Annotated in this window: 14 protein-coding genes; 8 read left to right on the top strand and 6 right to left on the bottom strand. The window is 67.5% G+C overall.

Going from position 1 to position 14,279, the window contains the following annotated elements; translation table 11 throughout:
* The first annotated feature begins 202 nt into the window (after positions 1–202).
* Positions 203–2,380, top strand: a complete 2,178-nt coding sequence (locus AC07WJ_RS23890) for a primosomal protein N' (protein ID WP_494937167.1) — start codon at positions 203–205, stop codon at positions 2,378–2,380.
* Positions 2,381–2,383: 3 nt separating this feature from the next.
* Here the strand turns inward: AC07WJ_RS23890 and ygfZ are convergent, their stop codons facing one another.
* On the bottom strand, positions 2,384–3,250 hold the full coding sequence (gene ygfZ / locus AC07WJ_RS23885) for a CAF17-like 4Fe-4S cluster assembly/insertion protein YgfZ (RefSeq protein WP_494937166.1): 867 nt from the start codon (positions 3,248–3,250) through the stop codon (positions 2,384–2,386).
* A gap of 143 nt (positions 3,251–3,393) precedes the next feature.
* On the opposite strand from ygfZ, the gene AC07WJ_RS23880 reads away from it, so the two are divergent.
* On the top strand, positions 3,394–4,734 hold the full coding sequence (locus tag AC07WJ_RS23880; RefSeq protein ID WP_494937165.1) for a dihydroorotase: 1,341 nt from the start codon (positions 3,394–3,396) through the stop codon (positions 4,732–4,734).
* Entirely contained in the window at positions 4,731–5,342 is a 612-nt protein-coding gene (locus AC07WJ_RS23875; protein WP_494937164.1) for a class I SAM-dependent methyltransferase, read from the top strand. Before AC07WJ_RS23880 ends, AC07WJ_RS23875 begins: the two co-directional genes overlap by 4 nt.
* Positions 5,343–5,702: 360 nt before the next feature.
* Here AC07WJ_RS23875 and AC07WJ_RS23870 read toward each other — a convergent pair whose 3' ends face one another.
* The 5 genes from AC07WJ_RS23870 to AC07WJ_RS23850 form a co-directional block, all read right to left on the bottom strand.
* On the bottom strand, positions 5,703–6,170 hold the full coding sequence (locus AC07WJ_RS23870; protein ID WP_494937163.1) for a hypothetical protein: 468 nt from the start codon (positions 6,168–6,170) through the stop codon (positions 5,703–5,705).
* A 323-nt stretch (positions 6,171–6,493) separates the two neighbouring features.
* Positions 6,494–6,754, bottom strand: coding sequence for a hypothetical protein (locus AC07WJ_RS23865; RefSeq protein WP_494937162.1), 261 nt, complete (start codon positions 6,752–6,754; stop codon positions 6,494–6,496).
* Between the two features lie 201 nt (positions 6,755–6,955).
* A complete protein-coding gene (locus tag AC07WJ_RS23860) occupies positions 6,956–7,375 on the bottom strand; it encodes a TIGR02301 family protein (protein WP_494937161.1) in 420 nt (139 codons plus the stop codon).
* A 48-nt stretch (positions 7,376–7,423) separates the two neighbouring features.
* Positions 7,424–7,870, bottom strand: coding sequence for an NUDIX hydrolase (locus AC07WJ_RS23855; protein WP_494937160.1), 447 nt, complete (start codon positions 7,868–7,870; stop codon positions 7,424–7,426).
* A gap of 45 nt (positions 7,871–7,915) precedes the next feature.
* Positions 7,916–8,428, bottom strand: a complete 513-nt coding sequence (locus AC07WJ_RS23850) for a hypothetical protein (RefSeq protein WP_494937159.1) — start codon at positions 8,426–8,428, stop codon at positions 7,916–7,918.
* 166 nt (positions 8,429–8,594) lie between these two features.
* Between AC07WJ_RS23850 and AC07WJ_RS23845 the strand changes: the two genes are divergently transcribed.
* From AC07WJ_RS23845 to AC07WJ_RS23825, 5 genes are all read left to right on the top strand, one after another.
* Positions 8,595–9,356: an SOS response-associated peptidase gene (locus AC07WJ_RS23845; RefSeq protein WP_494937158.1), complete on the top strand. Its 762-nt coding sequence runs from the start codon at positions 8,595–8,597 to the stop codon at positions 9,354–9,356.
* A gap of 491 nt (positions 9,357–9,847) precedes the next feature.
* Complete coding sequence (locus AC07WJ_RS23840; protein ID WP_494937157.1) at positions 9,848–10,642, top strand: SDR family NAD(P)-dependent oxidoreductase; 795 nt, start codon at positions 9,848–9,850, stop codon at positions 10,640–10,642.
* Positions 10,643–10,657: 15 nt separating this feature from the next.
* The gene (locus tag AC07WJ_RS23835) at positions 10,658–11,005 is read left to right on the top strand and encodes a RidA family protein (protein ID WP_494937156.1); all 348 of its coding nucleotides are present in this window, start codon (positions 10,658–10,660) and stop codon (positions 11,003–11,005) included.
* 290 nt (positions 11,006–11,295) lie between these two features.
* On the top strand, positions 11,296–12,945 hold the full coding sequence (locus tag AC07WJ_RS23830) for a thiamine pyrophosphate-dependent enzyme (RefSeq protein WP_494937155.1): 1,650 nt from the start codon (positions 11,296–11,298) through the stop codon (positions 12,943–12,945).
* 301 nt (positions 12,946–13,246) lie between these two features.
* The gene (locus AC07WJ_RS23825) at positions 13,247–14,272 is read left to right on the top strand and encodes a transporter substrate-binding domain-containing protein (RefSeq protein WP_494937154.1); all 1,026 of its coding nucleotides are present in this window, start codon (positions 13,247–13,249) and stop codon (positions 14,270–14,272) included.
* The last annotated feature ends 7 nt before the right edge of the window (positions 14,273–14,279 follow it).

The raw sequence follows: 14,279 nt of genomic DNA, 5'->3' as shown, positions 1-14,279 counted from the left end.
ATGAATTTAGAGTCGTTCGAAAGAATCCTGCAAGTGGCAGAAGTGCTGACGTTTTTCGACAAGTCCCGAATCATTCCAAACTGAAGACACGCACTTGTGGGCCTCGTCCGCGGCCACAATGTGCCTGTCGCGATCAGGTCCTTCGCGCGCCGCAGCACTGCAGGCCATAGCCCCTGCACGAAATCCGGGCTAGGCCTTTGCGATGTCCGCGCCGCGCTATGCCGATGTCCTGATTCCTGTCGCCGTCGACCGTCCCTACAGCTACCGCATCCCCGCGGACCTTGCCGTCGGGCCGGGCGACCTCGTCGCCGTGCCGCTCGGCAATCGCACGGCGGTCGGCGCCATCTGGCGCCTGCGCGACGAACCGGGCGGGGTTTCGCATAACCGCCTGAAGGATATCGCGGAGCGCCACGACGTGGCGCCCGTGCCGCATGAAATCCGCCGCCTGGTCGACTGGATCGCCGATTATACGCTGGCGCCGCGCGGCATGGTGCTGCGCATGGCGATGCGCGATCCCGAGGCTCTCGCGCCGCCGCGGCCGCGCATCGGCGTGCGTGCGACCGGCGCCGCGCCGAGCCGCCCGACGCCGTCGCGCGCCAAGGCCATGGCGCTGATGGCCGATGGCCTGGCGCGCGGCAAGAGCGAGGCGGCGCGCGAGGCCGGCGTCTCGGTCGGCGTCATTGACGGCTTGGTCGACGACGGCGCCCTGGAAGCCATCACGCTGCCGCCCGAGGCGGTCGCCCTGCCGCTCGATCCGGCTTATGCGACACCGAGCCTCAATGTCGCTCAGAAGGACGCCGCGCTCGCCATCGAGGATGCGGTAGCGGCCGGCGGCTTCCAGGTCTTCCTGCTGGATGGCGTCACCGGCTCGGGCAAGACCGAGGTCTATTTCGAGGCGGTCGCCGAGGCGCTCCGGCAGGACAAACAGACGCTGATCCTGGTGCCCGAAATCGCTCTGACGACGCAGTTCCTCGACCGTTTCGCCCAGCGTTTCGGCCATCGTCCGGCGGCCTGGCATTCCGGCGTCGGCGCGACGAGGCGGGCCCGGGTCTGGACCGGCGTGGCGAGCGGCGAGGTCAAGGTCGTCATTGGCGCGCGCTCGGCGCTGTTCCTGCCGTTCCAGGCGCTCGGCCTGGTCATCGTCGACGAGGAACACGAGCAGGCCTACAAGCAGGATGACGGCGTTCACTACCATGCCCGCGACATGGCGGTGGTGCGCGCCCGCCTGCATGACGCGCCGGTGGTGCTCGCTTCCGCCACCCCTTCCGTCGAATCCAGAGTCAATGCCGACAAGGGGCGTTACCGGCGGCTGATCCTGCCCGAGCGGTTCGGTGGCCGGGAAATGCCGAAGATCGCCACTGTCGACCTGAAGACGAGGGGCGCGCCGCACGGCCGCTGGATCTCGCCGGCGCTGGAACTGGCCATTCGCGACACCTTTGCCGCCAAGGAGCAGTCGCTCTTGTTCCTCAACCGGCGCGGCTATGCGCCGTTGACGCTCTGCCGGACCTGCGGCGAACGGGTGCAATGCCCGAACTGCACAGCCTGGCTGGTCGATCATAGGTTCCGCAGGCGGCTCGTCTGCCACCATTGCGGTTTCTCCATGCCGCCCTTGCAGCATTGCCCCAAATGCGAGGCGGTCGACAGCTTCGTCGCCTGCGGTCCGGGCGTCGAGCGGTTGGCCGAGGAATGCGCCACCTTGTTCCCGGAGGCCCGCCTCCTGGTGCTCTCCTCCGACATGGCCGGCGGCATCGAGCGGATCCGCCAGGAAATCGAGGCGGTGGCCAAGGGTGAAGCCGACATCGTCATCGGCACCCAGCTGGTCGCCAAGGGCCATAACTTTCCGCACCTCGCTCTGGTCGGGGTGATCGACGCCGATCTCGGCCTGTCCAATGGCGATCCGCGGGCCGGCGAGCGGACCTTCCAGTTGCTGCAGCAGGTGGTCGGCCGCGCCGGCCGCGCCAAGGACGGTTCACGCGCGCTGATCCAGACCCACCAGCCGGCGCATCCGATCATCGACGCCATCGTCAAGGGCGACCGCGAGGCCTTCTACGCGGCCGAGATCGCCATGCGCGAGGAGGCGCAGTTGCCGCCTTATGGGCGCCTGGCGGCGCTGGTCATTTCGGCCGAGGCCCAGGCCGACGCTTTCGCTTATGCCCGCGCCATCATGCGGGGTGCGCCCGCGGGCCCGGATGTGCGGCTGCTCGGCCCGGCCGAAGCGCCGCTCGCCTTGGTGCGCGGCCGCCACCGGGTGCGCCTGCTGGCGCGTTCGGCGCGCGCCTTCGACCTCTCGGGCTGGCTGCGCGCCTGGCTCTCTTCGGTGGAAGCGCCACGCGGCAATGTCCGGCTCGAGATCGACGTCGATCCGCAGAGCTTCTTGTGAGCTTCAGGCCGGCGCCGTCTCGCCCGGCCAGGCGAAGCGCGCCCAGTCCGGCTTGACCGGGGTCAGTGTTGTGCCGCCGGCGGTGATGGCCTGGCCGGCGGCCAGCGCATCCTCGATCCGGTCGAGCCGGAGCTTGGCGAGACCATGGCCATCGGCCGCCGAACCCATCTGGCCGACCAGCTTGTCGCCGGCGGTGACCTCGAGGCCGACCTCCGGCGCCGGGCCGTCGAAGCGGACCGGCACGACACGGGTGCGCGCCGTGCCGCGATGCTGCATCCGGCTCACCACCTCCTGGCCGATGAAGCAGCCCTTGTCGAAGGCCACGCCTGCGAGCTGATCCATGTCGACCTCGTGGGGGAAGGCATCGCCATAGGCGAAATCCCTGCCGCCCTCGGGAATGCCGAGGCCGATGCGATGGGTCTCATAGGCCGCCGCGCTGGCCTCGTCGGCGCCGCCGGCCGGCAACGGGCCGATGATCCGCCAGCCGAGTGCCGGATGGCGCGGGTCACGTGCGACGAGCTCGCCTTCCGGCGTCGTGTCGGCAGTCCACGCCGCGGTGACGCCGAGGCCCACCGAGAGGTCTTCGATCGCCACCTTGGCGCGCAGCTTGTAGAAGCCGAGCTTCTTGACCAGATCGGCCGTCAGCGTCTTGGGCACATCGAGGAACAGCCCGCCGCCTTTGCTTACCGGCGCCTTGATGATCAGGAAGTCGGCGATGATCTTGCCTTGCGGGGTCAGCAGGGCGCCGAAACCGGCCGTCTCGGGTCCAATGGTCTCGACATCGCAGGTCACCAGCCCCTGCAGGAACTTGGCCGCATCCTCGCCGGTCAGCTTCACCACGCCCCGCCCGGGCAAAAAGGCCGATTGCATTCGCGTCGCTCCTTGCGGCCAATGCCAAGCCAAGTTTTCGCGCGATGTTTTCGCCTGACTTGGCACCTTGTCCGATCTCCGACATAAGCGTGTCGGCACACCGCTCCAAGGGTGCCGTCGTCACGATGCCGGAGATAGCAGCCATGTCCCAGACCTTCGACGTGATCTACCGCAACGGCACGGTGGTCAATCAGGACGGCCGCGGCCAGCGCGATATCGGCGTCACCGGCGGCCGGATCGCCGCGATCGGCGACCTCTCTCGCGCCTCCGCCGGCGAGGTGGTCGACTGCACCGGCCTGCACATCCTGCCCGGCGTCATCGACAGCCAGGTGCATTTCCGCGAGCCGGGGCCGAGCCACAAGGAAGACCTGGAGACCGGCTCGCGCGCCGCCGTCATGGGCGGGGTCACGACCGTGTTCGAAATGCCCAATACCGATCCGCAGACCACCACCGAGGCGGCGCTGGCCGACAAGGTGGCGCGCGGCACGGCGCGCATGCATTGCGACTTCGCCTTCTGGGTCGGCGCCACCCATGGCAATGCCGGCGAGGTCGCCGAGTTGGAGCGCCTGCCGGGGGCTGCCGGCATCAAGGTGTTCATGGGCTCCTCCACCGGCTCGCTGCTGGTCGAGGACGACGAGGGCGTCGCCTCGATCCTCAAGCACACGCGCCGCCGGGCCGCCTTCCACTCCGAGGACGAATACCGCCTGCGCGAGCGCAAGGACCTGCGCATCGAGGGCGACGCCCGGTCCCATCCGGTCTGGCGCGACGAGATCGCCGCGCTCACCTGCACCGAGCGTCTCGTTGGCATCGCCAGGCGCTTCAACGCCAAGATCCATGTGCTGCATATCTCGACGGCGGAGGAGATCGACTATCTCCAGGGCCACAAGGATGTCGCGACCTGCGAGGCGACGCCGCATCACCTCACCCTGGTCGCGCCCGACTGCTACGAGCGGCTCGGCACGCTCGCCCAGATGAACCCGCCGGTGCGCGAGGCGCGCCACCGCGACGGCATCTGGCACGGCATCGGCCAGGGCATCATCGACGTGCTCGGCTCCGACCATGCGCCGCACACGCTGGAAGAGAAGGCCAAGACCTATCCGAACTCGCCCTCCGGCATGACCGGCGTGCAGACGCTGGTGCCGATCATGCTCGACCATGTGAATGCCGGGCGGCTGACGCTGGAGCGCTTCGTCGACCTGTCGAGCCACGGACCGGCGCGCATTTTCGCGATCGCCGGCAAGGGCCGGATCGCCGCCGGCTACGATGCCGACCTGACCATTGTCGATCTGAAGCGCAAGGCCACCATCACCAATTCCTGGATCGCCTCGAAGAGCCAGTGGACGCCCTATGACGGTCTCGAAGTGACCGGCTGGCCGGTCGGTACCGTCATTCGCGGCCGCCGCGTGATGTGGGAAGGCCAACTGGTGACGCCGTCGGGCGGCGAGGCGGTCCGGTTCCAGGATGCCGGCGGGCCGACGCGTTGAGCGAGGGCAGGCGCTCGACCGATGGTTACGCCGAGAATGCCGCGGCGCTGACCGTCCAGTATGAGAGCATCACCTTCGACGACGTGCACCGCGACATCCTGCATCTCGTCCCGGCAGCGCCGCTTCGCGCCATCGATATCGGCGCCGGCACCGGCCGCGACGCGGCGGCGCTCGCCGCCCGCGGCCACCAGGTGCTGGCGGTGGAACCCACCGCCGAACTGCTGGCCGAAGCCCGGCGCCTGCATGCGAGCCCTCTGATCGAATGGCTGGATGACGGCCTGCCGGAACTGGCGCGCGTCCGGGCGCGCGGCGAGCGTTACGACCTCGCCTTCTTGACCGCTGTGTGGATGCATCTCGACGCCGCCGAGCGCGGGGCCGCGATGGCGGCGCTCGCGGGTCTGGTGGCGCCGGGCGGCCTGGTCTTCATGACGCTGCGCCACGGGCCGGTGCCGCCGGGCCGTCGCATGTTCGACGTTTCGGCCGATGAGACCGCGGCACTCGCCGGTGCCAATGGCCTGGCCGAGATCCATAGGGGCTCACGCGAAGACATGCTCAGCCGTGGCGCCGTCACCTGGAGCGTTCTGGCGTTGCGGCGGGGCGGGGTCTAGGGCTGCTGCCCGGTGCTTTGATTTCGATGCGGACAAGTCGTGCAAGGCCGGACGAGAGGATGCGTCGGGCTCACGCCATCCTTTGCCAGGACACGCCTCGTGCGAGGATCGATTGCGCAGCCGTCGCCCCAAGGTCGTTCTCGTCTTGCCCGGGCTTGTCCCGGGCATCCACGAATTGATGATCGCGACCGGATGAATGCGTGGATGCCCGGGACAAGCCCGGGCAAGACGACGCGGTGCGAATACGGGGAAGTGGTGCCTGGCCGCCGGATGCTCGTCACCGAAACAAGCATGCGGAGAGCTTCACCGGAGCTATCCCGTCAAAGGACCGCGATCACCGAGCGGCGGTCCTGATTCCACTCACTCGCCCGCGAGAAAATAGTGCAGCGTGCCGTCCGGCCCGATGCCCAGCCGCCAGAACACCCAGGCGTTCAGCACCCGCATGTCGCGCACGTCCTGGGCGGTCATCAGCCGGTAGAGATCGACTGATTGCTGAGCGGTCAGCCGGTCGAGCGGCACGTGGGCGAGATAGGGCCAGACCGTCATCTCCTGCGGCGTGCCCTTGTTGATGACAGCGGCGGGCAGGTCGAGGATGTTCAGGAGGATGCCCAGGATCTCATAACCCTGGCCGTCGCCCGAGGCCTGTTTCCAGAACGCCACCGGGTCGCGCTCTGGCCCACGGCTGAACACGGGCATGGTTTCGTTCATCTGAAACACCACGGCCAGGCGCTCGATATTGCCGGAGCGGGCGGCGAGAATCAGCTTCTCGCGGGTATGGCCGACGCGCTCGCGCAGGTCCTCGTTGTCGGGCAGTAATTCGATCGACACGGGCTGCGCGGTCCGGCGGGGCGTGGGTGCGACGGGCGCCGGTGTCGCGGCCGCTGGCGGAGCTGCGGGAGCAGCCGGCGCTGCCGGAGCAGGTGCCGGGGATTGGGGATCACCGGCACGTGGCGTTACGTCGCGAATCGTCGGGCGAAGCGCAGGCGCGGTACCGGTCGGGTTTGGTGGTTGCACTGCAGCCGGCAGCCGCGCCCGGTCGGTCGGCATGACCTGGGCGACCGCGACGCCGAGCGCCGTGACCGAAACGACCGTCCCGAGGATCGCAATGGTCCGTGGGTTCAACAGAGAAGCCCTCGCAGCCGTTTGACCGGTCAGTGCGCCGAGCGGTCCACGGTGAATTCGCCGCCGCGCACCCGTTCGGCCAATCGTTCGGCGAAGACGGCCGCGGCTTCCTCGCCATAGGTCGCGACCATCTCGACGAAAGACGCGAACACCGCGGCCTGGGCGATGCAATCGACATCGAGGCCGTCGAGGCGTGCCTCGGCGAAGGCCTCCGACACATAGCCCATGGCCGCCTGACGCTGGTCTTCGGCCTCGGCTGCACGTGCGGATATCGCGGGAGCAAACTGCATCTTCATGTCCTGAAGGGGGATCAGCGAACCTGATTTGCCCCATGACGAGACACTAGCATGGGCTTCTCCCGAGGGCAGCCAATTCTCACCGGAAGGTTAACATCGGTGAATAAATCCAAGCTGATCCCAAAATGACACGCCCGAGCCCCTATTTTTCGCGCCCGCGCATCGCTTTTTGGCCCAGGCGCAGCGGGAAACGCTCTAATTCACGAACCTGCTGGTGATATCGGCGACGATGCGCTGCCCCTCGTCGAGATAGCGCCGCGTGGCGACCTGGGCGGCCGGCGTGCAACTGCGGTGGGTCTGTTCGAAACCGGCATAACCGCGGTTGAACCGGAGTGTCAGCCGCTCGCGCCGCTCGGCGCTGCCGGCTTCGGCGTCGAGCAGGGCCTGCATCTCGCGCCGCCAGGCGCCGGTTTCCGGACCGGTGCACAGCATGCGCAAATAGTGCAGCGCCCCCATGATCTCGGCCAGCCGCAGCAATTGCGGCTCATAGGGCGCCTGCAGCAGCGCTTCCGGCACAGCTGGTTGGGGCGGCGGCGGCGCGGCCGCGCGCTGCGGCCATGCCGCCGACGGCAATGCGAGACCCAGCATCAGGGCGAGAGCGGCGCGGCGGACCATGGCGAAGATATGCGCCAGCCCGCCGGTCTCCGCAATATCGGGCGCGAATCAGGGTTGATGACGGCCGGCAACGAGGGCGAAAGCGGCACGCGCCACCTCGCCGAGCCCCTCGGTGGTGGCCAGGTGATCGAGCGCATCGAGGCCGATCCAGCTGACATCGCTGGCTTCCGGCGAGCGCTCGCCTTCGCCCGATACCCACAGCGCGGCGTAGCTGACGACGACGAAATGCCGCTCCACTTGGCCGGCGACGTCGCGCATGATGATGTCGCGGGCGCCGCACAGGCCGATCGGCTCGGCCACCACCGCGACCTCCTCCATCAATTCGCGGGCGGCTGCTTCGGCCAGCGTCTCGCCGATTTCGACCAGTCCGCCCGGCAGGCTGTAGAGGCCGCGCCCCGGCGGGTTGGCACGCTGGGCGAGCAGGATCCGGTCGCCGCGAATCACCGCGGTCGAGACGGCCAGGATCGGGCGGGGCGGATAGGAGCGGTCGGTCATGGTCTGGGGTCCGGACCGCCTGAAGGGCGGCGGCGCGGGACGCTATCAGCGTGTCATCAGGGCGTCGATGGCATCCTGGGCCGAGGCCGGCGCCGTCAGATCCTCGTCCTCGTCGATCACCGCGTTCATCACGCCGACGGCGCGCGCGGCGAGCGGCTTCAGGATGAAGCCGGCTTCCTCGGCGATGATTGCCGCCTCGGGGCCGGGGCCGACCGTCTTCAGGCCCTCGATCGCCGTGGTCATGAGCTGCTCCATCTGGTCGATGACCGCATGAAAGCGGCGCAGCACGCCGGCGGGGGCGTGCTGGTAGGCGCTCAGCACCAGTTCCTTGTCGCGATAGCTCGACCGAAGGAAATGTTCTTCATAGGTCAACGGCGTCCAGCCGATCACGTCGTCGATGCAGTCGGGCATGGACGGGACCAGTTCGAGCAGCATGATCACTTCGTTGAAGTGGTTCAGGTAGTCGGTTGCCAGCCGGGTCTCGGGATGGATATTGGCCGCGCGCAGGCGCTCGGGCGTCAACAAGATGTGCGCGTCCTGGAGATCGTCTGCGATCATCGGCTAATGTGTGTCCTTCTGGGCCCCCCTATCAGCCATGGCCATGGTGAAAGAAGGCTTAAGCAGATGCCTGGCGCGCGCTTCCACAACGCCATGATCTCCCGAATGTCACACAAGGCCGGCCGAGGCCGGGCGCCGTCGCTCGATCCGGCGCGGGATTAGAGACATGTGCGGACGTTTCGCCATCGCCACCATGCCGGAGCTGCTCCGGGAACAGTTCGGTTATGTCGACCAGCCGAACTTCCCGCCGCGCTACAATATCGCGCCGACCCAGCCAGTGCCCGTGGTCACCATCATCGAGGGGCGGCGGCGCTTCGTGCTGATGCGCTGGGGCTTCCTGCCGGGCTGGGTGAAGGATCCCAACGAATTTCCGCTGGTCATCAACATCCGCGCCGAGACGGCCCGCGAGAAGCCGTCCTTTCGCGCCGCCTTTCAGCGCCGGCGCGGGCTGATGCCGGTCGACGGCTTCTACGAATGGCGGCGCGACGGCCGTGCCTCCACGCCGTTTCTGATCCGCCGGCGGGACGGCGGGCCCTTCGCCTTTCCGGCGCTGTGGGAAACCTGGGCCTCGCCCGACGGGTCGGAGATCGATACGGCGGCGCTGATGACCACCGAGGCGACCGGGGCCCTGCAGACGATCCACCCGCGCGCGCCGATCATCCTCGATCCGAAGTCCTGGGAGGAGTGGCTGGATCCGGCGACCACCCCCGACCGGGCCGAGGCGCTGCTTGAGGCGCCGCTGCAAGGCGAACTGGAACTGCGCCGCATCGGCTTGGGCGTCAACAAGGTGAGCAATGACGGGCCGGAAATCCAGGCCGAGGCGGGCGAGGAGGACCTTGCTCCGCCGCCCAAGGCGCCGAGGCCGCCGAAACCCGCCGCCAAGCCGCCGAGGACGGGTGGCGGGGGCGAGCAGGGCAGCCTGTTCTAGCCGGCGGCGCAGGCCGGCGCTCATGGAGTGCCGCCTTCCTCCGCGGGCAGGCGAGATCGCGACCGCCAATTTGTGCCGGTGAAGACGGGCATTTCTCGTAAGGCCGTCGCTCGTCGCTCGTCGCTTGTCGCTCGTCGCTCGTCGCTCGTCGGCGCGGGCGAAGGGCGCGATCGTTCCGATGGGACCAGGCGAAGCGCGCAGGCGGGCAATCGCGGCCTCGACCGCTCCGTTGGGGATGCCCTGCGAAAAACCTCAATCGGCGACGGCGAGGGGTTCCGGGATCGCGGCGGTCGCACTCGGCGTTGATTTATTGATATATCGTATCGTATTTCAATACGAAAATAAGCTCATTATATCAATGGCCTGTGATGCCTCGCCCAAAGCGTCGGGGTCACCGTGTCGTATTCACATCACGGTATCGAAAAAAATGACCTTGCGTATCGATATGGAGGTCGCATAGTCTTTTCATGAACCGAGGGGGAGTGGCCGGGATGAAGCATGCGAACAAGATAGCCATCGTGACCGGCGCGGCGCAGGGCATTGGCCTGGCCTGCGCGCAGCGGCTGCATGAGGAGGGGGCCGTCGTCTGGCTGTCGGATCAGAATGCCGAGAAGGTGAGCGCGGCGGCCGCCACGCTCGACCCCAGCGGCACCACGGCTTTCGCCTTCACCTGCGACGTCTCCAAGCGCGCCGACGTCGCGGCTCTGGTGGCCAAGGTCGTCGAGCAGTGCGGCCGGCTCGACATCATGGTCAACAATGCCGGGATCACGGTCTCGAAATCGGTGCTGGAGCTCACCGACGAGGACTATTCCCGCGTCATCGGCGTCAACCTCAACGGGACCTTTTACGGCACCCAGGAAGCCGCGCGGGTCATGGTCAAGCAGGGTGGCGGCGCCATCGTCAACATGTCCTCGATGCAGGCTATCCTGACGATTCCCACCAATGTCCCCTATGGCATCTCCAAGGCCGGCATCAATCAGATGAGCCGCATCTTCGCCGTCGCGCTGGCCAAGGAGAATGTTCGGGTCAACGCCGTCGGCCCCGGCACCATTCTCACCGACCTGACGCGCAATGGCGTTCTGTCGAACGAGGAATCCTATCGCCGCATTCTCTCCCGCACGCCCATGGGGCGTTGCGGCGAGCCCGAGGAGGTGGCCAGCGTGGTGTCGTTCCTGGCCAGCGATGACGCGTCCTATGTCACCGGCCAGGTGCTTTACATCGACGGCGGGCGGATGCCGCTGAACTACACCGTTCCCGTGGATGCGCTGCCCGCGCCGAAATCCTGAGCCGAGGGGAAATTCATGCAGATCGAACGTATCGGCGTCGGCCCGCGGATGAGCAAAGCCGTCTGCACCGACGCTATGGTCTTCACCTGCGGTGAAGTCGCGACCGACAAGACCAAGGATGCATTTGGCCAGACCCAGGAGATCCTGGACGCCCTGGACGCGAGCCTCCGTCAGGCCGGGACGCACAAGGAGCGAATTCTCAGCGCCACCGTATGGCTCGCCGACATCAAGGATTTCGCCGAGATGAACCGGGCCTGGGACGCCTGGGTGCCCCAGGGCCACACCCCCGCGCGGGCGACCGTCGAGGCGAGGCTCGTTTCCGCGACCGCCAAGGTGGAAATCGCGATCATCGCCCTGCGCTGAAGCGCCGGGCGCTCGCTTGATGCACGGCCCGGCCAATCCTCCCCCTACGCGTGGGCCGAAACGCCTCGCGTCGTCGGCGCCGGGCGAAGGATGGGGCCGGCCGGTCGCCTGAAGCGGCGCTCGGGAGCCGCCGCGCCGTCCGGCTCAGGCAAGTGGCCTGCGCCTGCGATGCGGCAGGCCCGAGGCTGCGAACGGCCACCTGTCCGGGCCGCGCGCAGCCGAGGCCTTCAATGGCCGAATGATCACGCGGTGTCGCGCAGTGATGCCGGACGTCCTCGAGGAACCATGACATGGCAATCCAATCCGATATCGCGCAGCCGCGGACGATGACCACGGCGGAGGCCGTCGTCGATCAACTCGCGCGCAACCAGGTGTCCACGGTGTTCGCTCTTCCAGGGGTGCAGAACGACCACCTGTTCGATGCCTTTGCCGGGGCCGCGGACCGGATCAAGTTGATCCATACGCGTCACGAACAGGGCGCCGCCTATATGGCGCTCGGCGCGGCGCTCGCGACCGGCAAGCCTTCGGTCTTCACCGTCGTGCCCGGCCCGGGCATCCTCAATGCCTCCGGAGCGCTCTGCACCGCCTATGCCTTGAACGCTCCGGTGCTGGCCTTGACCGGGCAGATCGCCAATGCGGCCATTGGCAGGGGTCTTGGCCTTCTGCACGAGATTCCGGATCAGCTCGGGATCCTGCGCTCGCTGACCAAATGGGCCGACAGGATCCATGCGCCGCACGAGGCGCCGCTGAAGGTCAACGAGGCTTTCGCCCAGATGCGCAGCGATCGGCCGCGCCCGGCGGCGCTCGAATGTGCCATCGACGTCTGGCCCCGGCGCGCGCCGGTCGCTTCCCTCGATGGCGCGGCGCCGCGCGCCATTCCGGTCGACGACGACGCGGTAAAGGCCGCGGCCCGGCTTCTGAGCGCGGCGGCCAGGCCGCTGATCATCGTCGGCGGTGGCGCGCTCGACGCCGGCGAGGCGGTGAGGGAGGTGGCCGAAATCCTGCAGGCGCCGGTCTCCAGCCACCGCACCGGCCGGGGTGTCCTGGACAGCCGCCATCCCCTGAGCGTCAACAGCGCCGTCGGCCACAGGCTGTGGCGCGATGCCGATGTGGTGCTGGCTGTCGGCACGCGATTGCAGCTGCAGCAGCTGCAATGGGGGCTCGACGACAAGATCAAGATCGTGCGCATCGACGCGGATGCCGACGAGCTGGATCGGGTTCGGCCGGCCAGTATCGGCATTGTCGGCGATGCCGGTCCGGTCATGGCCGCCCTGGCGCGCGAACTGGCGCGCCAGGCCGGTTCGCGGCCCTCCAGGACCGATGAATTGCAGCAGCTCAGGGCGCTGTCCGATGCCGACTGGGCGCAATGCCGGCCGCAGATCGATTTCCTGGAGGCGATCCGATCGGAGCTGCCCGAGGACGGCATCTTCGTCGACGAACTGACCCAGCTCGGTTACGTCAGCAGGCTGTCATTTCCGATCTACAAGCCGCGGACCTTCATCACGCCCGGCTATCAGGGAACGCTGGGCTGGGGGCTGGCCACCGCGCTCGGCGTCAAGGCGGCCATGCCGGACAAGGCCGTCGTGGCGGTCAGTGGCGACGGCGGCTTCATGTTCAATGTCCAGGAGCTCGCGACAGCCGTGCAGCACCGCATTCCCATTGTCGTCGTGCTGATGAACGATGGCGCATTCGGCAATGTGATGCGGACGCAGACCGAGGATTTCGGCAATCGCCGGATCGCCAGCAATCTGACCAATCCCGACTTCGTGAAGCTGGCGGAAAGCTTCGGTGCCCTCGGGCTGCGGGCGAAAACGCCGGCGGAGCTGAAGCAGGCGCTGCGGCAGGCCTTTCAGTCCGGTTTGCCCGCCGTCATCGATGTTCCCGTCGGGCCGATGCCGAGCCCGTGGAACGTGCTGCGTTTCGCCCGCTCGCGCCCGTGACAGCGGGCGCCGCGCGACCCGAGGCGCGGCCGCGGCGGTGAGTGCGACAATCTGCTCCAGCCCGTAGTCCTGACGCGCCTTGCTGGTCCGCCGGGGCGTTTGCCGCTCCGAGGCGGCTTGCACTTCGCTTGAAACGGCCTTGGGGGCGGCACTTCGCCGCTTCCACGCTCTGTCGCGTTTGTTTTGCGTTTCGTATCGTATATTGATACAGAATATTTCATATAGACCTGCTATATTTATTGTGTATCGTTCCCTCTGGGTGACCTGAACGTATTCAAAGACAATGAGAGGGGCGTCGGGCATGAAACTCAATATCGCTTTGATCTGCGGCTTGTTATTCGCAAGTTCTATTCAGGAAGCGTCGGCGCAGGGCCCGACGCTCGACGCCATCAAGCAGCGCGGCAGCCTGCAGTGCAGCACCATCGCCGGCGGCTCGCCCGGCTTTTTCGAGCTCGACGACAAGGGCCGCTGGAACGGCTTCGACTCGGAAATTTGCCGCGCGGTGGCGACGGCGATCCTGGGCGCGCCGGACAAGGCGGTCTTCGTGCCGCTGAGCTGGCCCCAGCGTTTCCCGGCGCTCCAGTCCGGCAGCGTCGACATCGTCGTCAACCACACGAGCTGGACCCTTCAGCGCAACTCCGTGCTCGGCTTTCAGTTCACGCTGCCCTATTTCTTCGGCGGCACCCAGTTCATGATCAAGAAGCGGGCCGGCGTCACCAGCGCGGCGCAGCTCGACGGCGTCACCGTCTGCGTGCCCGCGGGCACGACGACGGAGCGGCTCGCGGCGGATTATCTCGCGTCGAAGAAGCTCAATTTCAGGATGCTTCCCTTCGAGAAGACAGAGGATGCGCGCGCCGCCTATCTGGCCGATCGCTGCGATACCATTGCCGGCTGGGGGCCGACGCTGGCGGTCTTCGGGGTCCGCCGCTCGCGCGACGCCGCGGAAAACATCGTGCTGCCGGAGGTGCTGACCAACGAACCGGTCTCGGCGGTTGTTCGCCAGGGCGACGAGAAGTTCCTCATCCTGGTCAACTGGGTGATCGCCGCGCTCATCGAGGCCGAAGAACTCGGCATCACCAGCGCCAATGTCGATGCCATGAAGAGCCACTCCGATCCTAGGGTCGCGCGGCTCCTGGGCTCCCAGCCCGGGCTGGGCAAGGGGCTGGGCCTGCGCGACAGCTGGGCCTATGACGTGATCAAGCAGATCGGCAATTACAGCGAGATCTTCGGACGCAATCTCGGCGCCGGATCGGCATATAACCTGCCGCGTGGGCTGACCCGGCTCTGGCGTGATGGCGGCGTGCTCTACGCGCCGGTCTTCGACTGAGGCCCGG

The sequence above is a fragment of the Phreatobacter sp. GW821-FHT04C01 genome (assembly GCF_059420385.1).
The sequence above is the reverse complement of the archived record's forward strand: the minus strand, read 5'-3'. Positions and strand labels throughout refer to the sequence as shown.